The organism is Streptomyces sp. NBRC 110028 (assembly GCF_001417735.1).
GTDB lineage: Bacteria > Actinomycetota > Actinomycetes > Streptomycetales > Streptomycetaceae > Streptomyces.
Genome location: NZ_BBUZ01000029.1, coordinates 48,900 through 73,329 on the forward strand (window position 1 = coordinate 48,900; position 24,430 = coordinate 73,329).

19 protein-coding genes are annotated in these 24,430 nt (G+C 74.5%); 12 read left to right on the forward strand and 7 right to left on the reverse strand.

All coding sequences use genetic code 11. The features are described 5' to 3' along the window. Window positions 1-180 precede the first annotated feature (180 nt). Window positions 181-633: a PPOX class F420-dependent oxidoreductase gene (locus tag ASC60_RS20900; protein WP_055553564.1), complete on the reverse strand. Its 453-nt coding sequence runs from the start codon at window positions 631-633 to the stop codon at window positions 181-183. Between the two features lie 211 nt (window positions 634-844). Between ASC60_RS20900 and ASC60_RS20905 the strand changes: the two genes are divergently transcribed. From ASC60_RS20905 to ASC60_RS20915, 3 genes are all read left to right on the forward strand, one after another. Continuing rightward, entirely contained in the window at window positions 845-4,333 is a 3,489-nt protein-coding gene (locus ASC60_RS20905; protein WP_055553225.1) for a DNA polymerase III subunit alpha, read from the forward strand. Further along, window positions 4,330-5,379: a helix-hairpin-helix domain-containing protein gene (locus ASC60_RS20910; protein WP_055553227.1), complete on the forward strand. Its 1,050-nt coding sequence runs from the start codon at window positions 4,330-4,332 to the stop codon at window positions 5,377-5,379. Before ASC60_RS20905 ends, ASC60_RS20910 begins: the two co-directional genes overlap by 4 nt. A 151-nt stretch (window positions 5,380-5,530) precedes the next feature. Next, complete coding sequence (locus ASC60_RS20915; RefSeq protein ID WP_055553229.1) at window positions 5,531-6,277, forward strand: VCBS repeat-containing protein; 747 nt, start codon at window positions 5,531-5,533, stop codon at window positions 6,275-6,277. 62 nt (window positions 6,278-6,339) lie between these two features. On the opposite strand, the gene ASC60_RS20920 is transcribed toward ASC60_RS20915, so the two are convergent. Beyond that, complete coding sequence (locus ASC60_RS20920) at window positions 6,340-6,756, reverse strand: organic hydroperoxide resistance protein (protein ID WP_055553565.1); 417 nt, start codon at window positions 6,754-6,756, stop codon at window positions 6,340-6,342. 109 nt (window positions 6,757-6,865) lie between these two features. Here ASC60_RS20920 and ASC60_RS20925 point away from each other — a divergent pair, with 109 nt between their 5' ends. The 6 genes from ASC60_RS20925 (at window position 6,866) to ASC60_RS20950 (ending at window position 15,229) form a co-directional block, all read left to right on the forward strand. Further along, the gene (locus ASC60_RS20925) at window positions 6,866-7,363 is read left to right on the forward strand and encodes a MarR family winged helix-turn-helix transcriptional regulator (protein ID WP_055553231.1); all 498 of its coding nucleotides are present in this window, start codon (window positions 6,866-6,868) and stop codon (window positions 7,361-7,363) included. Between the two features lie 116 nt (window positions 7,364-7,479). Next, window positions 7,480-9,090: a carboxyl transferase domain-containing protein gene (locus ASC60_RS20930; RefSeq protein WP_055553233.1), complete on the forward strand. Its 1,611-nt coding sequence runs from the start codon at window positions 7,480-7,482 to the stop codon at window positions 9,088-9,090. Window positions 9,091-9,229: 139 nt separating this feature from the next. Continuing rightward, complete coding sequence (locus ASC60_RS20935; protein WP_055553567.1) at window positions 9,230-10,459, forward strand: acetyl-CoA carboxylase biotin carboxylase subunit family protein; 1,230 nt, start codon at window positions 9,230-9,232, stop codon at window positions 10,457-10,459. Next, window positions 10,456-12,249: an IucA/IucC family protein gene (locus tag ASC60_RS20940; RefSeq protein ID WP_055553234.1), complete on the forward strand. Its 1,794-nt coding sequence runs from the start codon at window positions 10,456-10,458 to the stop codon at window positions 12,247-12,249. The genes ASC60_RS20935 and ASC60_RS20940 overlap by 4 nt, the downstream gene beginning before the upstream one ends. 65 nt (window positions 12,250-12,314) lie before the next feature. Then, window positions 12,315-14,039 carry an IucA/IucC family siderophore biosynthesis protein gene (locus ASC60_RS20945; RefSeq protein WP_055553236.1) on the forward strand — a complete coding sequence of 575 codons (1,725 nt, stop codon included), beginning with the start codon at window positions 12,315-12,317 and terminating at the stop codon, window positions 14,037-14,039. Further along, complete coding sequence (locus ASC60_RS20950) at window positions 14,036-15,229, forward strand: type III PLP-dependent enzyme (RefSeq protein ID WP_055553238.1); 1,194 nt, start codon at window positions 14,036-14,038, stop codon at window positions 15,227-15,229. The genes ASC60_RS20945 and ASC60_RS20950 overlap by 4 nt, the downstream gene beginning before the upstream one ends. A gap of 109 nt (window positions 15,230-15,338) precedes the next feature. Here the strand turns inward: ASC60_RS20950 and ASC60_RS20955 are convergent, their stop codons facing one another. The 4 genes from ASC60_RS20955 to ASC60_RS20970 all read right to left on the reverse strand — a co-directional run bounded on the left by ASC60_RS20955 (window position 15,339) and on the right by ASC60_RS20970 (window position 20,316). Continuing rightward, the gene (locus tag ASC60_RS20955) at window positions 15,339-16,388 is read right to left on the reverse strand and encodes a LacI family DNA-binding transcriptional regulator (RefSeq protein ID WP_055553239.1); all 1,050 of its coding nucleotides are present in this window, start codon (window positions 16,386-16,388) and stop codon (window positions 15,339-15,341) included. A 69-nt stretch (window positions 16,389-16,457) separates the two neighbouring features. After that, window positions 16,458-18,221, reverse strand: coding sequence for a beta-galactosidase (locus tag ASC60_RS20960; protein WP_055553242.1), 1,764 nt, complete (start codon window positions 18,219-18,221; stop codon window positions 16,458-16,460). Then, a complete protein-coding gene (locus ASC60_RS20965) occupies window positions 18,209-19,480 on the reverse strand; it encodes a sugar MFS transporter (RefSeq protein WP_055553244.1) in 1,272 nt (423 codons plus the stop codon). The genes ASC60_RS20960 and ASC60_RS20965 overlap by 13 nt, the downstream gene beginning before the upstream one ends. A 65-nt stretch (window positions 19,481-19,545) precedes the next feature. Beyond that, window positions 19,546-20,316, reverse strand: a complete 771-nt coding sequence (locus tag ASC60_RS20970; protein ID WP_055553245.1) for a class I SAM-dependent methyltransferase — start codon at window positions 20,314-20,316, stop codon at window positions 19,546-19,548. 100 nt (window positions 20,317-20,416) lie between these two features. Between ASC60_RS20970 and ASC60_RS20975 the strand changes: the two genes are divergently transcribed. The 3 genes from ASC60_RS20975 to ddaH all read left to right on the forward strand — a co-directional run bounded on the left by ASC60_RS20975 (window position 20,417) and on the right by ddaH (window position 23,035). Beyond that, on the forward strand, window positions 20,417-21,574 hold the full coding sequence (locus ASC60_RS20975) for a methyltransferase domain-containing protein (RefSeq protein ID WP_055553247.1): 1,158 nt from the start codon (window positions 20,417-20,419) through the stop codon (window positions 21,572-21,574). Window positions 21,575-21,861: 287 nt separating this feature from the next. Then, on the forward strand, window positions 21,862-22,236 hold the full coding sequence (locus ASC60_RS20980; protein ID WP_055553249.1) for a GntR family transcriptional regulator: 375 nt from the start codon (window positions 21,862-21,864) through the stop codon (window positions 22,234-22,236). A gap of 19 nt (window positions 22,237-22,255) precedes the next feature. Beyond that, window positions 22,256-23,035, forward strand: coding sequence for a dimethylargininase (ddaH, locus tag ASC60_RS20985; RefSeq protein WP_055553250.1), 780 nt, complete (start codon window positions 22,256-22,258; stop codon window positions 23,033-23,035). A gap of 21 nt (window positions 23,036-23,056) precedes the next feature. Here the strand turns inward: ddaH and ASC60_RS20990 are convergent, their stop codons facing one another. Continuing rightward, window positions 23,057-24,208, reverse strand: coding sequence for a DUF5925 domain-containing protein (locus ASC60_RS20990; protein ID WP_370592949.1), 1,152 nt, complete (start codon window positions 24,206-24,208; stop codon window positions 23,057-23,059). Window positions 24,209-24,430 lie beyond the last annotated feature (222 nt).

Consider the following 24,430-nt stretch of genomic DNA (forward strand, 5'->3'; position numbering starts at 1 on the left):
GGCGGGCCGCCGCCTCCTCGAACGACAGTTCAGCGCCGCTCGAATCGATTCAGGGACGCTCGGCCGAGAGGTGTGCCGGGGGCCGCGGTGCGCGAGTGACACCGGAGCGAGAATCTGCCAGGGCAAGCCGACCGTATCGGGGCGAAGCCGGTGGTGTCTTCGACGGCGCCGGGCGCCGGGTCAGTCGAGCGCGCCGCTGAGCGGCCCGGTGTGGCGGCCCCAGCCGTACGCGTGGCCGACCCGCAGCCGCACCACCAGCCGGCGGTCGGCCACCATCGCGGCGCGGAACTCCTCCCAGTCCGGATGGTCGCCCTGGATGGCGCGGTAGACCTCGACCAGCTCATCGGCGGTGGCGTCATGGGGGTCGGTCGTCACCGGGGTCAGCTCGGCGTCGCCCTCGGCCACCAGATAGGAGAAGCGGTCGCCGCTGGTGACGTAGAAGCTCGCGCGCGGATCGCGGCGCAGATTGCGGGTCTTGGCGCGGTCGTCGGTCACCGAGACGCGGATGAGGTGCTCGGCCGGGTCGTAGCTGTAGGCGACGTTGGACAGCTGGGGGCGGCCGTCGCGCTTGAGGGTGACGAGCGCGCCGGTGCGCTGTTCCCGCAGCAGGTCGAGCAGGGTCGGCTCCGTCATGGTGATCAGGATACGTGCGCCGATGGCCGGTTCCCCGGGATGCGACACGCGGAATGAAGAGGTGATTTGCATGCTTATGGTGGATAGGTGAGGTGGAGTGAGGGGCGTGCGATGTCACTCGCACGCTTGTTCGAGGATGGGGTTAAGGTGGGGGCCGGGGAGGACGAGCGGAGCAGGATCGGCCAGGGGGTGTGAGCAGTGGGAGGTGCGGATGCCAGGCTTCACGCATCTGCACACCGCCTCCGGGTTCTCCATGCGGTACGGCGCCGCGCACCCGGAGCGGCTGGCGGCGCGTGCCGCCGAGCGCGGCATGGACGCCATCGCGCTGACCGACCGCGACAGCCTCGCCGGAGCGGTGCGGTTCGCCCGGGCGAGTGAGGCCGCGGGGGTCAGGCCGCTCTTCGGGGTGGACCTCGCCGTCCAGGCGGAGCCCCCGGACCCGGGGCGCACGGCCCGGCGGCGCACACCGGTGCGCGGCGGGGCGTTCATCGACGAGTCCGCGCCCCGGGCGGTCTTCCTCGCCCGGGACGGCGCCGCCGGCTGGGCCGCCCTGTGCGGGCTGGTCTCCGCCGCCCACACCGGGCTCGCCCACCCCGGCTCCGCCCGCACAGGCGGCGACGGGCCACCCCTGCTGCGCTGGCGCGACCTGGTGAGCACCCCCGGGGCGCTCGCCCCCGTGACCGCGCTCCTCGGCCCGGACTCCGACGTCGGCCGCGCCCTGGCCGCCGGGCGCCCCGACCGGGCCGCACGGCTGATCGCCCCCTGGCGCGAGCTGTTCGGCGACGCGCTGCGGCTGGAGGCCGTGTGGCACGGCCGCGCCGGCACCGGGCCCGGTTCGCTGCGGCTGGCCGCCCGTACCGTCGGCTTCGCCGCCGACCAGGGCGTCCGGGCCGTCCTCAGCAACGCCGTCCGCTACGCCGACCCCGGCGAGGGCCCGGTCGCCGACGTCCTGGACGCCGCCCGCCGCCTGGTCCCCATCGACCCGCGCGACCCCGCCTCGCTCGACAGCGGCGAGCGCTGGCTCAAGGGCCCGCGCGACATGGCGCGCGCCGCCGAGCGCGTCGCGGAGGCGGCCGGGCTGCGGCGGGACGGCGCGCACCGGCTGCTGGAGGAGACGGCGCGCACCGCCGCCGCGTGCCTGGTCGACCCCGAGGACCACATCGGCCTCGGCACGGTCCACTTCCCCGAGCCGGGCCTGGTCGGCGCCGGGCGGCGGAGCGCGGAGCGGGTGCTGCGGTCGCGCTGCGCCGCCGCCATGGTGCTGCGGGGGCACGACCGCGACCGGGTGCGCTGGGAGCGTCTCGAGGACGAGCTGCGCACCATCGAACGGCTCGGCTTCGCCTCGTACTTCCTCACCGTCGCCCGGGTCGTGGACGACACCCGCGCGCTCGGGGTGCGGGTGGCCGCCCGGGGCTCCGGCGCGGGCTCGTTCGTCAACCATCTGCTCGGCATCGCCCACGCCGACCCCGTGTCGTGCGGTCTGCTGATGGAGCGCTTCCTGTCGGTGCGGCGGGCCGCGCTGCCCGACATCGACATCGACGTGGAGTCGGCGCGCCGCCTCGACGTCTACCGCGCGATCTTCGACCGCTTCGGGGCGGAGCGGGTCGCGACCGTCTCGATGCCCGAGACCTACCGGGTGCGGCACGCCGTACGGGACGTGGGCGCGGCCCTCGGCATGGACCCGGCCGAGGTGGACCGGCTCGCCAAGTCCTTCCCGCACATCCGCGCCCGCGACGCGCGCGCGGCCCTCGCCGAACTGCCGGAGCTGAAGGAACTGCGTGAGGCGACGGCGGAGCAGGAACGGTTCGGCAAGCTCTGGGAACTGGTCGAGGCGCTCGACGGCCTGCCCCGTGGCATCGCCATGCACCCCTGCGGGGTCCTGCTCTCCGACGCCGGGCTGCTCGCCCGCACCCCCATCGTGCCGACCAGCGGCGAGGGCTTCCCCATGTCGCAGTTCGACAAGGACGACGTCGAGGAGCTGGGGCTGCTCAAGCTCGACGTCCTCGGCGTACGCATGCAGTCCGCGATGGCGCACGCGGTCGCCGAGATCCGGCGGGCCACCGGGAAAACCGTCGACCTCGACGACCCCTCGCAGGTCCGGCCCGGCGATCCGGCGACCTACGACCTGATCCGCTCCACCGAGACGCTCGGCTGCTTCCAGATCGAATCGCCCGGCCAGCGCGATCTCCTCGGCCGGCTCCAGGCCACCTCCTTCCACGACCTCGTGGTCGACATATCGCTCTTCCGGCCGGGCCCGGTCGCCGCCGACATGGTGCGCCCCTTCATCGACGCCCGGCACGGCCGCCACCCCGCCCGCTATCCGCATCCGGACCTGGAGGACGCGCTGCGCGAGACCTACGGGGTCGTCGTCTTCCACGAACAGATCATCAAGATCCTGTCGATCATGACCGGATGCGGGCGGGACCTCGCCGACGAGGCGCGCCGAGCGCTGTCCGACCCCGAACGGCAGGGCCGGGTGCGGGCCTGGTTCCACGCCGAGGCGGGGCGGCGGGGTTACGCGGCGGAGGTGCTGGGCCGCACCTGGCAGATCGTCGAGGCGTTCGGTTCGTACGGCTTCTGCAAGGCGCACGCGGTCGCCTTCGCGGTCCCCACGTACCAGTCCGCCTGGCTCAAGGCGCACCATCCGGCGGCCTTCTACGCGGGACTGCTCACCCATGACCCCGGGATGTACCCCAAGCGGCTGCTGCTGGCGGACGCGCGGCGGCGGGGCGTGCCGATCCTTCCGCTCGATGTGAACCGCTCGGGCCCCGGCTATCGAATCGAACTGGTGTCCGGGGCTGGTGATATGGGCGTCCGGCTGGCGCTGAGCGACGTCCACGGCATCAGCGAGGCCGAGACCCGGCGCATCGCCGCCGGACAGCCCTATTCCTCGCTCCAGGACCTGTGGCTGCGCGCCCACCCCGGACGTCCCGTCGCCGAACGGCTCGCCCAGGTCGGGGCGTTGGACGCGTTCGGTACGGGCCGCCGCGACCTGCTGCTGCACATCGCCGAACTGCACCGGCAGCGGGGCGGGGCCCACGACGAGGGTCAGCTCCCGCTGGCCGAGACCGGCCCGCCCGCCCCCGCCGGCCTGCCCGACCTCGACGAGGGCGAACGCCTCGGCGCCGAACTCGGCATCCTCGGCATGGACGTCTCCCGCCATCTCATGGCCGACCACCGGGTCTTCCTGGACGAGCTGGGCGCGATGCCGGCGAAGCGGCTGCGGTCGGCCCGGCACGGGGAGACGGTGCTCGTCGCGGGCGCCAAGGCCGCCACCCAGACCCCGCCGATCCGCTCCGGCCGCCGGGTCATCTTCACCACCCTGGACGACGGTACGGGCCTGGTCGACTGCGCCTTTTTCGACGACAGCCACGCCGCGTGCGCGCACACCGTCTTCCACTCCTGGCTGCTGCTGGTGCGCGGCGTCGTCCAGCGCCGCGGCCCGCGCAGCCTCAGCGTCGTCGGTTCGGCCGTGTGGAACCTCGCCGAACTGGCCCGGCTGCGGAGCGAAGGCGGCCTGGAGGCGGTGGCCGCCGAGCTGGCGGGCGCGGGCGCGGACGCGGCCGGCCCCGAATCCGGCCGCCGCATCCAGCTGTCCACCGGCTACGCCATGCACCCCTGGGCCGACCTCCAGCCCGCGGGCGACCAGTCCGCCACCGGCCGCAAGCTGTGGCACGCGAGCCCGGGGAGCGCGGGATGACCACCGAAAACCCCCGCGAGCCCCATGAGCCCGGCCGGCCGGCCGAGGCCGTGGCGCATGTGCTGTACGTGCGGTTCCAGGGGGAGGGCGTGCTCGCCGAGGACGTCTATCAGGGGCTGCTCGCGCTGCTCGGCGAGGTGACGCCCGTCGTGGAGGCGTTGCCGCCCGATGCCGCGCTCGCCGATGTCCGGGGTGCGCTGCGGTATTTCGGGCGGGACGCGGCGGGGCTCGCGGAGATCGTGCGGGTGCGGGCGCTCGCCCGGTACGGCGTCGACTGCACCGTGGGCGTCGCCGCCAACCCCATGCTCGCCCGCATGGCCGCCCACGACAGCCCGCCGAACACGCCCGGCACGGTCCGTACCGTCCCCGACGACCCCGACGCCGTCGCCGGGTTCCTGGCCCGTAAGCCGCCCATCGCCCTGCCCGGTGTGGGCCCCGCGACGGCCAGGGCCCTGTGCGCGTACGGGCTCGACACCACCGAGCGGATCGCCGCCGCGCCGCTGTCCACGCTGCAGCGGATCCTCGGCGCGGCGACCGCGCGCCGGGTGCACGCGTGGGCGCACGGCATCGACCCCGCGCCCGTCACCCCGAACGCCCCCGCCCGCGCCATGGGCGCCGAGCACCGCTTCGACCGCGATGAGCTGGACCCGGTCCGGCGGCGCCGGGCGCTGCTGACGCTCGCCGACGAACTCGGCATCCGGCTGCGCACGAGCGGGCAGATCGCGGCCCGGCTCAGCCTCACCGTCCGGTACGCCGACCGCTCCTCGACGACCCGTTCCCGGGCCCTGACCGAGCCGACCGGCCACACCCCGGTGCTGACCGCCACCGCGTACGCGCTGCACGACGCGCTCGGGCTGCAGCGGGCCCGGGTGCGGTCCATCAGCCTGCGGGCCGAGGGGCTGATGAGCGCCGAACTCGCCTCCCACCAGCTGTCCTTCGACGCCGCGGAGGACAAGGCCCGCCGCGCGGAGGCCGCCGCCGACCGGGCGCGGGCCCGCTTCGGCGTGTCCGCGGTCCGGCCCGCCGGATTCCTGGACGTCGCGTAACGACGTCGCGCAAGTGCCGCGTGCGTCGCGCCCCCCGGCGCCCACGCCGTCCATGTGAATGTCACATTCGTGTCACACGGCGTTCAGAAGATGAACTCGCCACCTGGGGCTCCCCTCTGACAGCACGTCATCAAGTGAAAGGAGCTCACGCATGTTCCGGAAGAGCTCACGTCTGCTCGCCGTGCCGATCGCGGCCGCCGCGCTGACCCTGACCGTCGCCGGCTATCAGGCCGGGGCGGCCGAGCCGTCCGCCCCGGGCGGCGCGCACCGGTCCGACCGCGCCGCCGACGCGTCGGCCCCGTGTCTGGCCGACGCGACCACGCTGATCGGCGATCTCGACGGCGACAGCTACCCCGACAAGATCGTCAACCCTGGGCACACCGGCACCGGGATGACGATCCAGTGGGGCGCCAAGGGCGGCTCGTTCGGCAACAAGGTCCAGGTCAAGGACCTGCTCGGGGCGAAGAAGAGCGAGACCGCGACCGCCGCGGTCGCCGACTTCGGCAACGACGGCACGCTGGACATGGTCGTCAACGTCGTCGAGCCGGCCAAGGGGGACGACCCCAACACGGCCCGTCTCGCGGAGGTCCGTCCCGGCCCGCTGAACCGGACGAACCTGCGGTCGGCCGACGCCCGGCACTCCGACATCGGTGATCACGGCGAGGCCAGGCAGCTGACCATCGCCCGCTACAACGACGACGCCTACCCGGACCTCGCCATCCTCAACAACGGCGGCGACGGCCAGCTGGACCGGGACGTGCGCCTGTCGAAGCCGGGCGGCGGCCTGGCGGACTTCGACTACGCGGCGTTCCAGAAGTACGGCGAAGCCGGGTCGCTGTCCGAGCCGCCGGCCATGCCCACCGACGGCTGGAAGCAGTTCTACAAGCCCTGCTCCTGACCACCGCCGGGCGCCGCGGCAGCTCCATCGGAAGCTGCCGCGGCGCCCGGCCGGCCCGACGGTTATTCGGCGACCAGCTCGACCTCGATGTTGCCCTGCGTCGCCTTCGAGTACGGGCACACCTGGTGCGCCTGCTCGACCAGCTTGCGGCCGGCCTCGTTCTCCAGGTCGGCCGGCAGCTCGACGCGCAGCGTCACCTTGAGGGCGAAGCCGCCGTCCGACTCGTCCTTGCCGATGCCGACCTCGGCGGTGACGGAGATGTCCTTGGTGTCCACCTTGGTCTGGCGGCCGACGAGGCCGAGCGCGCTCGCGAAGCAGGCGGCGTAGCCGGCGGCGAACAGCTGCTCCGGGTTGGTGCCCGCACCGTCGCCGCCGAGGGCGGGCGGCATCGCGAGGGGCAGGTCGAGCCGGCCGTCGGAGCTGACGGCGCGTCCGTCGCGGCCGTTCGCCGTGGCCACCGCGGTGTAGAGCGCATCCATGAAGACCAATCCCTTTCCAGTCCCGGTGGCCGGGGGAGTCCGGTCCGATCCGGCAGTGGCAGTAGAGCACACAATTAAATTGTGCACAACTAAGAGGTACGCTGGTCATATGTCATCTCAGCCCGACCCGCTTTCCGCGCAGAGCGGGGCCGCCACGGAGGACGATCCGCTCCGGCTCGACCTGCAGCTCTGCTTCGCCCTGCACGCCGCCTCGCGCGCTTTCGGCGGCATCTACCGACGGGTGCTGCGCGACACGGAGTTGACGTACCCGCAGTACCTGGCGCTGCTGGTGCTGTGGGAACACGGCGAGATGCCGGTCAAGCAGCTGGGCGAGTACCTGCGGCTGGATTCGGGCACCCTGTCGCCGCTGCTCAAGCGCATGCAGTCGGCCGGACTCGTCGAGCGCGAGCGCAGCGCGCACGACGAGCGCTCGGTGACGGTCCGGCCGACGGCGGAGGGCGTGGCGCTCAAGGAGCGCGCCCGGGAGGTGCCCCTGAAGGTGATCCGGGCCAGCGGTCTGGACAAGGAGGAACTGGTCGATCTGCGGTCGCGGGTGCAGCGGCTGACGGCGGCGCTCGACGCGGCGCTGGCGGACGAAGAGGCCTGAGCGCGCCCCCGGCGTACGTGCCCTGCCGCGATCATCGGCGGCCCGGTGCGGAGGGGAGAGCGTTGCCACACGCCGGGAATGATTGAGCTGTGCCGGGTGGGTGGAAGGTGTCAGGCATGACCGGAAACCATCCCCGCGCGGGCGCCCGCATGTCCGCCATCGACCTGGTCGAGACCCTCCTCGACCCCGGCAGCCGGCGCGGCTGGGACGAGCCGGTCGAGATCACGACCGCCGATCCCGACTACCGGGCCGACCTGGAGCGGGCCCGCGAGCGCACCGGGCTCGACGAATCGGTGATCACGGGCGAGGGGCGCCTCGACGGGCGCCGCGTGGCCTATGTGGCCTGCGAATTCCGCTTCCTCGCCGGCTCGATCGGGGTCGCGGCGGGGGAGCGGCTGGTCCGCGCCGTCGAGCGCGCCACCGCGGAACGGCTCCCGCTGCTGGCCGCCCCCGCCTCGGGCGGGACCCGCATGCAGGAGGGCACGGTCGCCTTCCTGCAGATGGTGAAGGTGGCGGCGGCGATAACGGACCACAAGACCGCGGGCCTGCCGTACCTGGTGCATGTACGCCACCCCACCACCGGCGGCGTCCTCGCCTCCTGGGGCTCCCTGGGCCACGTCACCGCCGCCGAACCGGGCGCCCTCATCGGCTTCATGGGCCCGCGGGTGCACGAGGCCCTGTACGGCGAGGAGTTCCCGGCGGGCGTGCAGGTCGCCGAGAACCTGATGAACCACGGCCTGATCGACGCGGTGCTCCCGACGAGCCGCCTCGCGGAGGTGGCGGCGAGGGTGCTGCGGGTCCTGTGCAAAGACCAGGGCCCGCCGCCCCGGCCCTCGGGGGATGGTTTTCGGCCAGCCGCCGAACCCCCGGTGGGGCGGGGCGCCGGGACGTCCGCGGACGGCGCGGCCGGGCCCGGCGCCGGGAGCGGGGGAGCCACGGCGGTGGGGCCCTCGACCGAGGAGTCGATCCGGGCCTCGCGGCGCGGGGACCGGCCCGGGGTGCGGGATCTGCTGCGGGTCGCCGCGCAGGATGTGAGCCCGCTCAGCGGGACGGGCGCCGGGGAGCACGACCCCGGGCTGCTGCTCGCCCTCGCGCGGGTCGGCGGCGTGCCCTGCGTGGTGCTCGGGCACAACCGGGGCGGGCGGCGGGGCGGTGGTGGGCGCGCCTCGGCCCAGGACCAGCCGCTCGGGCCCGCCGGACTGCGTACCGCCCGGCGCGGGATGCGCATCGCGGCCGAGCTGGGGCTGCCGCTGCTCACCGTCATCGACACCGCCGGGGCGGCGCTCAGCCGCGAGGCCGAGGAGGGTGGACTGGCGGGGGAGATCGCCCGGTGTCTCGCGGACATGGTGACGCTGCCCGCGCCCACCCTCTGCCTGCTGCTCGGCCAGGGCGCGGGCGGGGCCGCGCTCGCGCTGCTGCCCGCCGACCGGGTCGTGGCGGCGCGGCACGCCTGGCTGTCGCCGCTGCCCCCCGAGGGCGCGTCGGCCATCCTCCACCGCACCACCGAGCGGGCGTACGAGGTCGCCGACCGGCAGGGGGTGCGCTCCGCCGACCTGCTGGCGGGCGGCATCGTCGACCGCGTCGTGGAGGAGGGCGACGGGGAGGGGTTCCTGGAGCGTCTCGGGCACATCCTCGGCGCCGAACTCGCCGCCCTGCGCGCCCAGGACCGCGAGGAGCGGCTCGCCGCCCGCCGGGCCCGGCACCGCCGGATCGGGGTGTCGAGTTGACGGCGCAACAGGGCCAAACGGGCGTACTCGGCAGCCGAATTGGCAGTCTTAGGCATGCCTAACCTAATCTCGGCTCGTGAACGAGAATGATCTCGACACGGCACCCCGGCCGTCCCCCACCCCTGCCCACCCCGCGCCGATCCACCTGCTCGCCCTCAACCCCACCGACTCCGTCACCGAAGGCTTCCTCCCCGCCGCCGCCCGCCTCGGACTCGCCGTCACCCTCCTCACGGACCAGCCCGAGGCGCACGAGCGCGCGTACGCCCGCCACGCGGCCCGCGGCGGGCGGCTCCCCGCCACGCTCGACATCGCGCCCTGCGACGTACGGGACTTCCGCGAGGTCATCAGCCGGATCGCCGCCGCCCCCGACGGACGGCGGCCCCGAGCGGTCTTCACCAACAGCGACCACCTCCAGACCCAGGCCGCCCTCGCAGCCGCCTACTTCGGCCTCCCCGGCAAGGACTGGCGCGCCGCCCTCCGCACCAAGAACAAGGCCGAGCTGCGCCGCGCCCTCGCCGCGGCCGGTGCCGACACCCTCTGGTCCACCGAACTCGGCACCGGCGACGACCCGTCCACCCTCGCCGCCCTCGACGCGCCCTTCCCCTGCGTCGTCAAGCCGCGCGAGGGCGTGGCCAGCGAGGACGTCGTCCTCGTCGCCGACACGGCCGCACTCGTCCGCGGCTGCCATGGCATACGCGCCCACCGGCCCGGCGCGGCGCTGGTGATCGAGGAGTACCTGGACGGCGAACTGCGCACCCTCGAAACCCTCGGCGACGGCCACACCCTCCACGTCCTCGGCGCCTTCCGCACCGACATCTCCCCACCCCCGCACTTCATCGAGGAACGGCTGCGCCTCCTGCCCGCCCCGCCCCCGCAGCCCCACACCGATCAGGTGCTGGCCCAGCTCCGGGCGCTGGGCGTGGGATTCGGCGCCTGCCACACGGAATACGTCGTCCAGGGCGACCGGGCCCGCCTCATCGAGGTCAACTACCGCGCCATCGGCGACCAGTGCGACCTGGTGCTCGCGGAACTCCTCGGCATCCCGCTCTTCGAGCACATCCTCCGCACCCACCTCGGCGAACCGCTCCCGGCCGACCTCGGCGCCCGCACGGACGGCCGGGTCCGCATGGAGTACGTCACGGCCGACCGCCCCGGCCGCCTTGTCGCCGCCCCGGCGGCGAGCCTGACCGAACGCGACGGCGTACGGCTCGACTACCGCCCGCTGCGCGACATCGGCGAGGAACACCCCCTCTACCGCACCAACCGCGACTTCCTCGGCGTCCTGCGCGCGACCGGCACCGACCAGCGCCGGATCGACGCGGCCGTGACGGAGTTCCTGGCCGCCCACCGCTGGGAGATCGCGTCATGAGCCCTACGGAGGGGGAAGACGCGGAGGAGGAACTTCTCGGCCGGGTGCTCGACACCCTGCTCCGGGAGGACGCGTACCGGCTGCGCAGCGGCGCCCGCACCGTGCGCCGCCCCGACGGCGACCGGCTGCGCATCGTGCTGAGGGAGGGCGGAAGCGTGCTGCTGCCGGTGGAACCGGAAGGCTTCCAGTGCGAAATCCGCGCCCGCCGGCCGGTAACCCTGGAGCACGAGCAGCCGTGGCCCCCGGCCGGGGGCGTCGTGCTGCGGGGGCTCAAGGCCGTGCTCGGGCGGTTGCGGGAGGTCGTGGCGGACGAGGACCGGGAGTTGTACGACGCCTTCGTCGACGAGTGCCACCAGGCGCTGGACGCCATCCGGCTGCACCACCGCATCCGGCCCGGCGTCGTCCGGCAGCTGACCGCGCGGTACGGGGAGACCGGGGAGTGGGCCGGGATGGGCGGGGCCGTCGCGTACGACACGCTGGCCGCCTTCCGCGACCACCCCGTCTACCCGACCAGCCGCGGCCGGTCCGTGTTCGGCGAGGACGCCCTGCGCGCCCACGCCCCCGAGTTCGCGCCCGGCTTCGCGCTGCGCTGGCTCGCGCTCCCGCGCGCGGCGGTCGGCGGCGATCCGGGGCGGCTGCCCGCGTGGTGGCCGAGGCCGGGGGAGCTGGGGCTGCCCGGGCGGCTCGACGCCGACCACCTCGCGTTCCCCGTGCATCCGCTCACCGCCGGCCGTCCCCTCGACGCCGCCCTCGACGCGGCCGGGCTGCGCGGGCGGGCGCGGCTCGCCGAGCGGCCGTGGCTGGAGGTGCGGCCCACGCTGTCGATGCGGACCGTCGCCGTCACCGACGATCCGCTGACCCACCTCAAGCTGCCGCTCACCACCGCGACCCTGGGGCTGCGCAACCGGCGGACCGTCAAACCGGGCACGCTCGTCGACGGCGAGGTGGCGCAGCGCCTGGTGGAGGCGGTGATCGCGCGCGAGCCGCGGTTCGCGGACACCGTGCTGCCCGCCGACGAGACGACCCACCTCCACGCCGGGCACGAGCTGCTGGCCACGCTGATCCGCCGCTATCCGCCGGGGCTGGAGAACACCCAGGTCGTGCCGCTGGCCGGGCTGCTGGCCCGCACCCCGGACGGCGGGCTGGTGGCGGACGCGCTCGCCGAGCGCCACTACGGCGGGAACCTGCTCGCCCTGTTCGACGCGTACCTCACCCTCCTCTTCGACTTCCACACCACCCTCTTCGCCTACGGCATCGCCCTGGAATCGCATCAGCAGAACACCTCCCTCGTCTTCGACGACACCGGCGCCCCGGCCGCCGCCCCACGGCTGCGGCTGCTGATCAAGGACCACGACGGGCCGCGCGTCCACGCCGTACGGCTCGCCGCGATGATCGGCGGGGCCGACGCCGCGGACCTGTGCGGATTCGACGACCGCCGCATCCTGACCGGCGGCGACGGCCCGGTGGCGGACGTGTTCACCACCATCACCGTCCATCTGTGCGCCGCCGCGCTCGCCTTCGAACTGGCCGCCCTCGGCCGCGCGCCCCTGGACGTGCTGCTGCGGCAGGTGCGCGACCGGCTGACCGAGGCCGTCGACCGGCTCGGCGCGGCCCGCCCCGGGGCGGCCGCCGCCCTGCTGCGCGCCCGGGTGCTGGAGGCGGACCGGCTGCCGGTCAAGGCGATGGTGACCGCGGGCACGCTGTTCACCAAGGCCCGGTCGGGCGCCGCCGACGTCAACAAGCACTACGTGACCGGGCCCAACTACCTCCTGCGGGGGCGCGGCAGATGACGGCCGCGCTCCCCACCCCCTGATCCCTCCGCCTCCCGCCTCTCCGCACCCGCTGGAGCCGCTCCATGCCAACGACCTCCTCGCCCACCACACCATTGGTCTCCGCCGACCACGCGACCGCCCACACCCTGCTCAACTGTCTGCTGCGCGAGGTGTCGGGACCGGAACACCAGACCGTCGTGGCCGACGGCCGGCTGCGGCTGCGGCTGCCCCGCAGCGGGGTCCTGCTGCGGGTGGGGCTGCGCCGTACGTCGCTGATCGGCGCGCACCGGTTCACCGGACCGGTCAGCGAACAGCGCGACGGCACCTGGGCGGAGGTCTCCTGGCGCGGCCTGGCCGAGCGCATCCACCGGGAACTCCACCTGCGCACCGGGGTCCGGAACGACGAGTTCCTGGCGCAGGTCGCCTCCAGCCACGCGGGCATGACGGCCGCCCTGGAGGGGCGGGCGGCCCTGGAGGCGCGGGAGAAGGCCACACAGGGCCCGGCCCCGGACGCCTATCTGGCCTCCGAGCAGTCCCTCTTCTTCGGCCACCGCTTCCACCCCACCCCCAAGGCCCGCACCGGAAGCCCCGCCTCCTGGTCGCTGTTCGCGCCCGAGGCCGGCGCCCGTTTCCCGCTGCACCACCTCGCCGTGCGCCGGGAGTGCGTACGGGAGGAGACCGCGTACGCCGGGGCCCTGGCGCCGCTGGACCGCCAGCGGCCGGTCCCGGACGGCTACCGGCTGCTGCCCGCCCACCCCTGGCAGTACGCGATGCTCCGCGAGCACCGGGTACTGCGGGCGGCGCTCGACCGCGGCGACGTTCTCGACCTGGGGCCCGGCGGACCGGACTTCGCGCCGACCGCCTCGGTCCGCACGCTCTACGACGGCCGGGACTTCCTCAAGTTCAGCCTGAACGTGCGCATCACCAACTGCCTCCGCAAGAACGCCGACTACGAGCTGTCCGGCGCCGTCGCCCTCACCCGGCTGCTGGAGCCCGTCGCCGCCGACCTCGCCGCCCGCTTCCCCGGCGCCGACCTGCTGCGCGAGCCCGGCTACCGCACCCTCGACCTCGACGACCGCCACCTGACCGAGGGCTTCGGCGTGATCGTCCGCGAGGGGCTGGCCGCCCGGCTGCGGCCGGGGCTGACCGGGCTGCTGGCGGCGGCCGTCGCCGACGAGTACCCGACGAGCGGCGCCCAGCTCTCCCACCTCCTCGGCGGCACCGGGCCCGAGCACGCGCTCGCCTGGTGGCAGGCGTATCTCGACCTCCTCGTACCGCCCGTCCTGGCCGCCTGGTTCGACCACGGCGTGGTCCTCGAACCGCATCTGCAGAACGTGGTCATCGGCGTGGACAGCGCCGGCACCCCGCGCCAGGTGCTCTTCCGCGACCTGGAGGGCACCAAGCTGGTCCCCGGCCACCACGCCGCCGCGCTCGCCGCGCTGCCCGAGGCGGTGGCCCGCCCCATGACGTACGGGCGTGAGCGCGGCTGGGAGAGGGTGGTGTACTGCCTGCTGGTCAACCACCTCGCCGAGATGGTCGCCGCGCTCGCCGACCGCCACCCCCGCCTGGAGCCCGGCCTGTGGTCGGCGGTCCGCCGCGTCCTGTGGGCCCGCTCCGCGGCCCACGACGACCCGCCCGCGCTGCGCGCCCTGGTGGCGGGCGTCCCCCTGCCCGCCAAGGCCAACCTGCTGACCCGCTGGGGCCGCAAGGCCGACCGCGACGCCGGTTACGTCCGTATCGCCAGCCCGCTCGCCTCCGACCTGCTGTCCGAGGCGGCCCGCGTCAACGCCCCCGGGAGCGCCCGTTGAACACCCTGCCGACCACCGCCCCCGTCGCCGCCCTCGCCGGGCACCTGAGCGGGGACGACCTCCCCGCGTACGTCTACGACCTCACCGCCCTCGCCGACCACGCCCGGGAGATCCGGGCCGCGCTCCCGCCGGACATCGAGCTGTACTACGCGGCGAAGGCCAACCCGGCACCGCCGGTCCTGCGCAGCCTCGCCCCGTACGTCACCGGCTACGAGGTCGCCTCGGGCGGCGAGTTGGCGCACGTCCGCGAGGCCGTGCCCCAGCGGCCGCTCGCCTTCGGCGGACCGGGCAAGACGGAGGCGGAGCTGCGGCGGGCGCTGGAGCTGGGGGCGGAGCGGTTCCATGTGGAGAGCGAGCACGAACTGCGGCTGCTGGCGTCCCTCGCGGGCGACCGCCCCGTGGACGTCCTGCTCCGCGTCAACCTCCCCCTGACCGAGGCGGCGCTGGGCGGCGCGGCGCTCGCCATGGGCGGCCGCCCCAGCCCCTTCGGCCTCGACCCCGACCGGGTCGAAGACTGCCTGCCGCTCCTCACCCCGGACGGCCCGCTCCGGCTGCGCGGCATCCACGCCCACCTCGCGAGCGGCCTCGACGCCCCCGCCCAGACCGCCGTGGCCGCCCGGATCGCCGACTGGACTCGCGCGCTGTCCGCCCGCCACGGCCTGGACCTCACCGAGGTCAATGTGGGCGGCGGCATGGGCGTCGACTACACCCGCCCCGGCACCCGCTTCGACTGGAAGGCGTACGGCGAGGGCCTGGCCGATGTCGCCGGCCGGCACCCCGGCCTGACCCTGCGGATCGAGCCGGGCCGGGCGCTGACCGCCTACTGCGGCTGGTATGTCACGGAGGTGCTGGACCTCAAGCACAGCCGCGGCGAGGCGTTCGCGGTCCTCCGCGGCGGCACCCACCACCTGCGCACCCCGGCCGCCAAACAGCACGACCACCCCTTCCAGGTGCTCCCCACCGCCGACTGGGACCGGGACTGGCCCCGCCCCGCCGCCCGCGACGAACCGGTCACCCTGGCCGGTCAGCTGTGCACCCCCAAGGACGTCCTGGCCCGCGGCGTCCCGGTCGCCGAGCTACGGGCCGGCGACCGCGTCGCCTTCGCGCTGGCGGGCGCGTACGCCTGGAACATCTCGCACCACGACTTCCTCATGCACCCGAAGCCGGGCTTCCACTACCTGGGCGGATGACCTGACGTCAGCCGTCCGCGGACGTGGCGACGACGGATGCCATGGATGTGCGCCGGAACGGTGTTCCGCCGGCCGATGCCGGGGAGGCCGTCGGCGACCTCGCCGAGCGCTACGCGCGGGCGGGGCCCGTGCTGTGGCGGACGACCAGCTCGGTGGGGATGGTCACGCGCACATCGGGCTCCGGGGAGCGGTCGAGCTGGTCGAGCATCAGGGTCAGGCAGCGGCGGCCGATCTCGGTGAAGTCGGTGCGGACCGTGGTGAGCGGCGGAAGCAGATGGGCGGCTTCGGGGATGTCGTCGTAGCCGACCACGCTGACGTCCTCGGGGACCCGGCGGCCCGCCTCGTGGAGGGCGCGCAGGACGCCGACGGCCATCTGGTCGTTGGAGACGAACAGCGCGGTCAGGCCCGGCTGCCGGGCGACGCGGCGGCCCAGGTCGTAGCCGGAGTCCGCGCTCCAGTCGCCCGGCAGCGGCTCGTGGACCTCGGCGCCCGCGGCGTGGAGGGCGGCGCGCCAGCCGTCGACGCGGGCCTCGGCGGCGATCCAGCCGGTGGGGCCCGCGATGTGGCGGACGGTGCGGTGGCCGAGGCCGAGGAGGTGTTCGGTGGCCTGGCGGGCGCCGGAGGCGGAGTCGCCCGCGACGACCGGGATGTGCGCGCCGAAGCTCTTGTCCAGGGTGACCATGGGGACGCCGTGCTCCGCCTCGACCAGGGCCTGGCCGACCGAGCGCTGGGGCGCGATGGCGATGATGCCGTCCGCGCCCTGGCCGAGCAGGCGGTCCACCGCGCCGGTGACGTCGGCCTGGTCGGCGGCGGTGAGGGCGATCGTGCTGACGAGGTAACCGGCCGCCTGCGCCGCCTCGTTGATCCCGGCGAGCGTGGCGGCCGGGCCGAAGCGGGCCGCGTCGAAGGAGATCACGCCGAGGGTGCGGCTGCGGCCGCTGGCCAGGGTGCGGGCGCTGGCCGTGGGGCGGTAGCCCAGCTCGCGCATGGCGGCGCGGACGCGTTCGCGGGTCTCGGCACGGACCCGGGGGTGGTCGTTGAGGACGCGGGAGACGGTCTGGCCGGAGACCCCGGCCAGCCGGGCGACATCCGCCATGACCACCTTGCCGCCGGTGGTGGGGCGGCGGCGCCTGGTGGGGGCGCGGTGTGGCTCCGCCATGTGGTTTCGGCTCCTTGGTGTGCGTGCACCCCGGGTGCGGGCCGCCGCCCGCGCCCGGGGCTTTCGGGGTCAGTCCCTCGCGGTCCAGCCCAGGTCCGGTGCGTCGACGAGGTGTGCCACCCGGGTCGTCGCCGACTGTAGCTCCAGCAGGGTCAGCTCGTTCTCGCCCGCCTTCAGGACCGGCCACGGCACGTACAGCCGCCGCTGCGGGCCGCGCGACCAGTAGCGGCCCAGGCTGAATCCGTTGACCCAGGCCACCCCCTTGGTCCAGCCCGGCAGGGCGAGATACGCGTCGGCGGGGGTGTCCACCGTGAAGGTGCCGCGGTGGAAGCCCGGGCCCGCGACCGGGGTGTCCGTGGTGCGCAAGGGCAGGGCGGGAAGCTCGTCCAGGGGGAGGCGGTGGCAGGTCCAGTTCTCCAGCGGCTCGCCGTCGAGGGTGACCGGGCCGGTGATGCCCTTGGGGTCGCCGATGCGGGGGCCGTAGTTGGCGCGGCCCATGTTCTCGACCAGGACGTCCAGCCGGGCACCGTATTCGGGGCTGCGTATGTGCAGGCTGTCCTCGTGGCGCTCGCGCTCGATGACACCGGCCGGGGCGCCGTTCACGAACACCTGCGCCCGGTCGCCGACCCCGCCCGTGAAGTGCAGCACATGGTCACCGATGGCGGGCAGCTCGGTGCCGTAGAGGACAAAACCGTACCCCTGGCCCAGCGCCTCCATGGCGGGCGGATCGGTGAAGTGCTCCGCCGGGGACAGGAACTCGGCGCAGACCAGGGCGTTCGCCGAGGCGGTCAGCCGGACCTCGGCGGGCGGCAGCTTGGGCGACGGCTTTGGAAGCGGTTCGTCCGGTACGGCCGTGTGACGGGCGATGACCTCGCGGAACGCCGCGTACTTGGGGCCCGGGTCACCGCATTCGGTCAGCACCGCGTCGTAGTCGTAGGAGGTGACGGCGGGAGCGTAGGCGTGGTCGTGGTTCGCGCCGCTGGTGAAGGCGAAGTTGGTGCCGCCGTGGAACATGTAGATGTTCACCGACGCGCCCGCCGACAGCAGCGCGTCCAGATCGGCGGCCGCGTCGTCCGCCGCCCGCACATGGTGCGGCTCGCCCCAGTGGTCGAACCAGCCGATCCAGAACTCCGAGCACATCAGCGGCCCGCTCTCCTGGTGGGCGCGCAGCGTCTCCAGCGCCTCGCCGACCCGGCTGCCGAAGGTGCCGGTGGAGAGCACCCCGGGCAGGCTTCCGGCCGCCAGCATGGCCTTGTCGGCCTGGTCGCAGGTGAACAGCAGCTCCTCGACGCCGCGTTTGCGCAGGGCGTCGGCCAGATGCGCGAGATAGGCGCGGTTCTCGCCGTACGCGCCGTACTCGTTCTCCACCTGGACCGCGATGACCGGGCCGCCGGACGCCGCCATGTACGGGGCGAGCGGCGGCAGCAGCAGATCGAGGTACGCGTCCACGGCGCCGGTGAAGCGCGGATCGCTGCTGCGCTGCCGGATGTTCGCATCCGCCGTCAGCCAGAAGGGCAGCCCGCCACCCTCCCACTCGGCGCAGATGTACGGGCCGGGGCGCAGCAGCACGTACAGCCCCTCGGCTTGGGCCAGTTCCAGGAATCGGGGGAGGTCGAGCAGGCCGTCGAGGTCGAGCGGGCCGTCCGGGGTGGGCTGGTGCAGATTCCAGGGGACGTACGTCTCGACCGTGTTGAGCCCCAGCAGCCGGGCCTTGCGCAGCCGGTCGGCCCACTGGTCGGGGTGGGTGCGGAAGTAGTGGAAGCCGCCGGAGAGGATCCGGAAGGGCTTGCCGTGGAGCTGGAAGCCGTCATGGGTGAGCGTCAGGGCGGGCATGTGCCGGAAGTCCTTTCGGCCGCACGGGCGGGAGCGGGTGCGGCGGGAGTGGTGTTCGCAGGGGATACGGACGAGGACGTGGCGCGGATCAGCCAGCCGGTGGTGATCAGGCAGACGGCCGATACGCCGCCCAGGACGAGCGGTACGGCACGGATGCCCGACAGTTCGATCGCCTTGCCGAGCACGGGCCCCGCGGCCACCCCGCCGACCATCGAGGCGGCGATCACCAGCGCCCCCGCCCGGCGGGCGCGCGGCGCCGCCTGGGCCAGCCAGGGCAGACCGGTGGGGAAGACCGGCGCGATGAACAGGCCGACGCCCGCGTACGCGTACGGGGCCGCGGCCGGGATCGTGGCGAGCAGCAGACAGACGGTCATGCCCGCACAGCTGACCGCGATGATCACCGGGGCGGGCCGGCGCAGCGCGAGCGGGACGGCCAGGAAGCGGCCGGCGGTCATCATCAGCCAGTACACGGAGGTCGCGGAGGCGGCGGCGGTCGCGCCGTACCCGACCGTCTCCAGATGCGTGGGCTCCCAGCCCCCGACCCCGGACTCGACGCCGACATGGAGGACGTACAGCAGCACGAACGCGCCCAGGACCGTGACGAGGCCGCGGTGACGGGCGCCCTCGCCGGCGGTGTCCGCCCCGGCGCCGCCGCGCGCCGGTGCCTTGTCCCGCACCCCGGTCAGGCACAGCGCCAACGGCAAGTTCAGCGCGGCGAAGCCCAGGAACACCACGGTGTAGTGCTCGGCCCCGACCAGGCCGATGAGGGCCGGGCCGAGGATCGCGCCGATGCCGAAATGGGCGTTGAGGACGTTGAGCATGGCGGCGCTGCGCCGCCCGAAGCCGATCGCGAACAGCTGGTTGAGCCCGTAGTCGATACCGCCGAAGCCGAGCCCCGCGACCAGCGCCAGAGCCAGCGCGAGCGGCCAGTGGGGGGCCAGCGCGAACCCGGCCGCGCCGCCCGCCATGAGCAGATACGAGGAGCCGAGCAGCGTGCGGTTGCCGACCCGGCCGAAGAGCCGGTCGAAGCCGAGGACCCCCGCGACGCCGCCGACGAAGTGCGCGCTCAGGGCCAGTCCGGCGGCCGACGGCGACAGCCCGTGGTCGTCGCGGAAGGCGGGGATCGCCGGGCCGTAGAGGGCCTGCAGCGCGCCGATGAGGATGAAGCCGGCGCACGACGCGACCACCGCGGCCCGGCTGAACAGCGGTGGTCCGGGAGGGGATGGGGCCTGGCCCGTGTGCTGGTCCGCAGTGTCCACGAGGGGAGTGTTACCGCTAACATTTCCGTCGTCAAGACACCCGCCGCCGACGTATCCCGGCTGGTTCAGCCCGCCGCGGCGCCCCACCCCACGACGAGATCCACGACGTACGGCTCGGTGAGCAGCCCGTCCGGGAACAGCGCGAGCAGCTCCGCGCGCTCCGCGTCCAGCACCGCCTCGGCCTCCCCGGCGTCCAGCACCGCCAGATAGGAGTGGCTGCTCAGGGAACGCAACCGGCCCTCGACGGTGATGCTCCGCGACCAGCGGACCCTGCGGCCCGTCGTCCGCACCCCGAACGGCGCGAGCCGCCCGGCCACGGTGCCCGGGAAACCCGGCGGCCGGTGGGCCGGGCAGCGGGCGGCAAGCCGCTCCTCCTGCCGCGCCACCCAGGGGACGTCGAGGTCCGGCTGGTTCCACCACATCGCCAGCGCCCCGCCGGGGCGCAGCACCCGCAGCGCCTCGGGGACGGAGTGCCGCGGATCGGTCCAGTGCCAGGACTGGGCGTAGGTGATCAGGTCGGCGGCCCCGTCGCGGAAGGGCAGGGCGTCGCCGTCGCCCCGTACGAGCGGGACGTCCGGGGCGACGGCGCGCAGCTGCGCCGCCATGCCCTCGCCCGGCTCGACGGCGGTGACGCGCGCGCCGCGCGCGGCCAGCAGCCGGGTCGCGATGCCCGTGCCCGCCCCCACGTCCAGCACCTCCGCCCCGGCCAGCGCCCGGCCCGTGACCTCCTCCACCGCCTCGAACAGCGCGGCCGGATACCCGGGGCGGGCCGACGCGTACTGCGCGGCGACGGCGTTGAACGACGAGGCGAGGGCGGCGTGCGGCGACGAGGACATGCCCCCATGGTCCCCCGCGCGCCGGGCGCTGTCAGCGTGTGCGTCGATCCGGCGGTCGGCAGCGGGCGTTGTGTCGGTGGCGGGTGCGACGATGCGCCGTATGTGTGCTGAGGGAGCGACCGCCGATCACAGGACCGTGGACCACACCGCCGACTACTGGGACGCCGCCGCGGCCGGATTCGACGACGAGCCCGATCACGGGCTGCGCGATCCGGCCGTGCGGGAGGCATGGGCCCGGCGATTGCGCGACTGGCTGCCCGAGCACCCCTGCGATGTGCTCGACCTCGGCTGCGGCACGGGCAGCCTGGCCCGCCTCGCGGCCGAGCAGGGCCACCGGGTGACGGGCGTCGACCGGTCGCCCCGGATGGCCGAGCGCGCCCGCGCCAAGCTCGCCGGCACGGACGCCACCGTGCTCGTCGGGGACGCGGCGGCGCCGCCGGTGGGGGAGGGCGGCTTCGACGTCGTCCTGGCGCGCCATCTGCTGTGGCTGCTGCCGGATCAGGAGGCGGTGCTGCGGCGGTGGGCCCGGCTGCTGCGGCCGGGCGGGGCGCTGGTGCTGGTCGAGGGGCGGTGGGGCGAGTCGGACCCGGTCGGGCTGACGGCCGGTGACCTGCTGCGCATGGTCGAGCCGCTGGCGTCCCGTACGCATGTCGAACAGCTGGCGGCGGACACGGAGCTGTGGGGGCGGCCGGTGCGCGACGAGCGCTATGTGCTGCGCGCGCACCTCGCCCCGCCCCGGCGGCACGCCGAGATCGTCGACGTCCATCTGCTGCTGCGGCGCGGCGGCGAGATCCTGCTCGCGCGCCGCGCGGGCACGGGATACGCGGACGGGCTGCTGCACGCGCCGTCCGGCCACGTGGAGGACGGAGAGGACGTGCGGACCGCGGTGATCCGCGAGGCGGCCGAGGAGATCGGCGTCCGGCTCACCCCGGACGAGGTGCGGGTGGCCCTCGTCATGCAGCACAAGTCGCCCACCGGCGCGGCCCGTACGGGCTGGTTCTTCGAGGCGGAGCCGGCGGACGGCGCGCCGCAGCCGGTGAACCGGGAGCCCGACAAGTGCTCGGAGATCGGGTGGTTCGCGCTGGACGCCCTGCCGGAGGACATGGTGGCGTACTGCAGGGCGGGCGTGGAGGCGTACCGGGCGGGGGAGCGGTTCGCCGTGCACTGGCACGAACCGGGGGACGCCATCGCGTTCGCCCCGGACGGCCCGGACCGGCTGGTGGTGCTGGAGGCGTCGGGCCGGCGGCCGGTGCGGTGACCGCTCAGGGGCGCGGTCGGCGCACGCAACGCCGCTCCACTGAGGCCACGGCGTAGCCGAGCCGGGCGTTGATCGCCGGCATCGGGCCGTTCTCGCTGTCGTTGCCCGTGAACGCCTCGGCGCACCCCGCCGCACGCGCCCGGCGCAGCCCACCACCCGGCCGTCCGCCTCGGCGACGGCCCGCCCGCCCGGCCCGCCTCCGCATGTCGCCGACGCGCATTTCCGGACGGGCCCGGGGCGGCACACAATGGGTGCGACAAAGCCTGTACGCACCCCCAGGAGCCCCCGTGGCCTTGCAGATCACCATCGACCCCGACGCGGCGACCGCCCCCTTCGAGCAGATCCGCGCGCAGATCGCCGAGCAGGCCCGGTCCGGGCGGCTGCCCGTGGGCTACAAGCTGCCGACCGTACGCGGCTTCGCCGAGGAGCTGGGGCTGGCGGCGAACACCGTCGCCAAGGCGTACCGCGCGCTGGAGTCGGACGGGGTGATCGAGACCCGTGGCCGCCACGGCACGTTCGTCGCGGCGGCCGGGGACGCGGCCGGGCGCCGGGCGGCCGAGGCGGCGCAGACGTACGCCCAGCGGGCCCGGCGGCTCGGCCTGGACCGCGCGGCGGCGCTCGCCGCCGTCGAGGAGGCGCTGCGGGCGGCGTACGGTGAGTGACCCGAGAAGAGGGGAAGCCATGACCACCAGCCGCATCGCCCTGGTCCGCCGCCCGAGCCCGCGTCTCGCCGACGGGCTCGTCACGCACATCGACCGCAAGCCGGTCGACGCCGCGCTCGCGCTGCGGCAGTGGGAGGCGTACGTCGCCGTCCTGCGGACGCACGGCTGGGAGACGGTGGAGGCGGATCCGGTCGACGCGTGCCCGGACGGGGTCTTCGTCGAGGACACGATGGTCCTCTACCGGAACGTCGCGCTGATCTCGCGCCCGGGTGCGGAGTCCCGCCGTCCGGAGACCGCGGCCGCCGAGGCCGCCGTGACCGCGCTCGGCTGCTCGGTCAACCGGGTGCGGGAGCCGGGGACGCTGGAGGGCGGCGATGTGCTGAAGATCGGCGACACGGTGTACGTCGGGCGCGGCGGCCGCACGAACGGCGAGGGGGTGCGGCAGGTGCGTGCCGCGTTCGAGCCGTTGGGGGCGCGGGTGGTGGCCGTACCGGTCAGCAAGGTGCTGCACCTGAAGTCGGCGGTCACGGCGCTGCCGGACGGGACCGTGATCGGGTATCCGCCGCTCGTCGACGCCCCGGCCGTCTTTCCGCGCTTCCTCCCGGTGCCCGAGGAGTCGGGCGCGCATGTGGTGCTGCTGGGCGGCGGCAGGCTGCTGATGGCGGCGAGCGCGCCGCGCAGCGCGGCGCTCTTCGCCGACCTCGGGTATGAGCCGGTGCCGGTGGACATCGGCGAGTTCGAGAAGATGGAGGGCTGTGTGACCTGCCTGTCGGTGCGGCTGCGGGAGCTGTACGGATAAGCCGGACGGGGGCTACGGGGGCTACAGGTACAGCCCCGCGTCCGTCTCGCCCGGCTGGAGGGGGACCGAGGCGGGGCGGGTGCCGCGGCGCAGCGCGAACAGCTCCGCGAGCGTCGCGCCGTCCCGGCCGATGCCCTCCTCCGTGCCGAGCCAGTTGACCGCCTCCTTGCGGTTCAGCTTGCCGACCTCGATGCGGGCGAGGCAGCGGCCGGGGCGGACCACCGCCGGGTGCAGCCGCTCCAGGTCCTCGTTGGTGGTCACCCCGACCAGGACGTTGCGCCCCTGGCCCAGCAGACCGTCCGTCAGGTTGAGCAGCCGGGACAGCGCCTGGCCCGCGGTGTGCTTGGCCTCGCCGCGGATCAGCTCGTCGCAGTCCTCCAGGAGCAGCAGCCGCCAGCGGCCCTTGGCCGAGCCGTCGTCCTCGCCGATGGCGATGTCCATCAGATAGCCGACGTCGGTGAACAGGCGCTCCGGGTCCAGGACGCAGTCCACCTGGCACCAGTCGCGCCAGGAGCGGGCGAGGGTGCGCAGCGCGGAGGTCTTGCCGGTGCCGGGCGGGCCGTGCAGCAGCAGGAGGCGGCCCGCGATGTCGTCCGGGGTGACCTTCATCAGCCCGTCCATGGCCTCGGCGACCGGCGCCGTGTAGTTGTCGCGGATCTCCCCCCAGGTCCCGGCCGCGATCTGACGGGTGGTGCGGTGCGGGCCGCGGCGCGGTGAGACGTACCAGAAGCCCATCGACACGTTCTCCGGCTGCGGCTCGGGCTCGTCCTCGGCGCCGTCGACCGTCTGCCGCAGCACCGTTTCGGCGAGGTCGTCCCGGACGGCGGTCACCGTCACGTCCGCGCCCCGGTTCCATCGGGACACCAGCAGGGTCCAGCCGTCGCCCTCGGCGAGCGTGGCGCTGCGGTCGTCGTCGCGGGCCGCGCGCAGCACGGTCGCGGCGGGCGGCAGCAGCGTGGCGCCCGACTTCACCCGGTCGACGGAGTGGCTGCGGGCATACGGCTGCTCTCCGGTCGCGAACCGGCCGAGAAAGAGCGCGTCGACGACATCCGACGGCGAATCACTGTCATCGACGTTCAGCCGGATCGGAAGGGACTGTTCGGCGGGTGTAGCGGGCAGGGTCTGCCTCCTGAGCGAGCGGTCCGGTGCGGCGGTCGGCGCACCCGGCCCCATGATCCAGCACGAGGGGCGTCGGCGCACCGGGGTTTACGGCCGTTTACCAAGCCGTTCCGAAGAAGCCCACCGGAATGGGGTGTTCGCGGGGACTGCGCGCAGGATTCACCTTTTTGAGTGAACGAAAGTTTTTGGACAGTTCCACGCATAGATCATGATTTTCGGCGGCATGACGTAGTCATGTCACACCGCCGATCTCCGCACGGTGGCGTGATTGACGGT

What these genes read in the sequence shown, in the direction of transcription:
- ASC60_RS20900 (WP_055553564.1), bottom strand. Translation starts at nt 633, where the DNA reads ATGACGGAGCCGACCCTGCTCGACCTGCTGCGGGAACAGCGCACCGGC.
- ASC60_RS20905 (WP_055553225.1), top strand. Translation starts at nt 845, where the DNA reads ATGCCAGGCTTCACGCATCTGCACACCGCCTCCGGGTTCTCCATGCGG.
- ASC60_RS20910 (WP_055553227.1), top strand. Translation starts at nt 4,330, where the DNA reads ATGACCACCGAAAACCCCCGCGAGCCCCATGAGCCCGGCCGGCCGGCC.
- ASC60_RS20915 (WP_055553229.1), top strand. Translation starts at nt 5,531, where the DNA reads ATGTTCCGGAAGAGCTCACGTCTGCTCGCCGTGCCGATCGCGGCCGCC.
- ASC60_RS20920 (WP_055553565.1), bottom strand. Translation starts at nt 6,756, where the DNA reads ATGGATGCGCTCTACACCGCGGTGGCCACGGCGAACGGCCGCGACGGA.
- ASC60_RS20925 (WP_055553231.1), top strand. Translation starts at nt 6,866, where the DNA reads ATGTCATCTCAGCCCGACCCGCTTTCCGCGCAGAGCGGGGCCGCCACG.
- ASC60_RS20930 (WP_055553233.1), top strand. Translation starts at nt 7,480, where the DNA reads ATGACCGGAAACCATCCCCGCGCGGGCGCCCGCATGTCCGCCATCGAC.
- ASC60_RS20940 (WP_055553234.1), top strand. Translation starts at nt 10,456, where the DNA reads ATGAGCCCTACGGAGGGGGAAGACGCGGAGGAGGAACTTCTCGGCCGG.
- ASC60_RS20945 (WP_055553236.1), top strand. Translation starts at nt 12,315, where the DNA reads ATGCCAACGACCTCCTCGCCCACCACACCATTGGTCTCCGCCGACCAC.
- ASC60_RS20955 (WP_055553239.1), bottom strand. Translation starts at nt 16,388, where the DNA reads ATGGCGGAGCCACACCGCGCCCCCACCAGGCGCCGCCGCCCCACCACC.
- ASC60_RS20960 (WP_055553242.1), bottom strand. Translation starts at nt 18,221, where the DNA reads ATGCCCGCCCTGACGCTCACCCATGACGGCTTCCAGCTCCACGGCAAG.
- ASC60_RS20970 (WP_055553245.1), bottom strand. Translation starts at nt 20,316, where the DNA reads ATGTCCTCGTCGCCGCACGCCGCCCTCGCCTCGTCGTTCAACGCCGTC.
- ASC60_RS20975 (WP_055553247.1), top strand. Translation starts at nt 20,417, where the DNA reads ATGTGTGCTGAGGGAGCGACCGCCGATCACAGGACCGTGGACCACACC.
- ddaH (WP_055553250.1), top strand. Translation starts at nt 22,256, where the DNA reads ATGACCACCAGCCGCATCGCCCTGGTCCGCCGCCCGAGCCCGCGTCTC.
- ASC60_RS20990 (WP_370592949.1), bottom strand. Translation starts at nt 24,208, where the DNA reads ATGGGGCCGGGTGCGCCGACCGCCGCACCGGACCGCTCGCTCAGGAGG.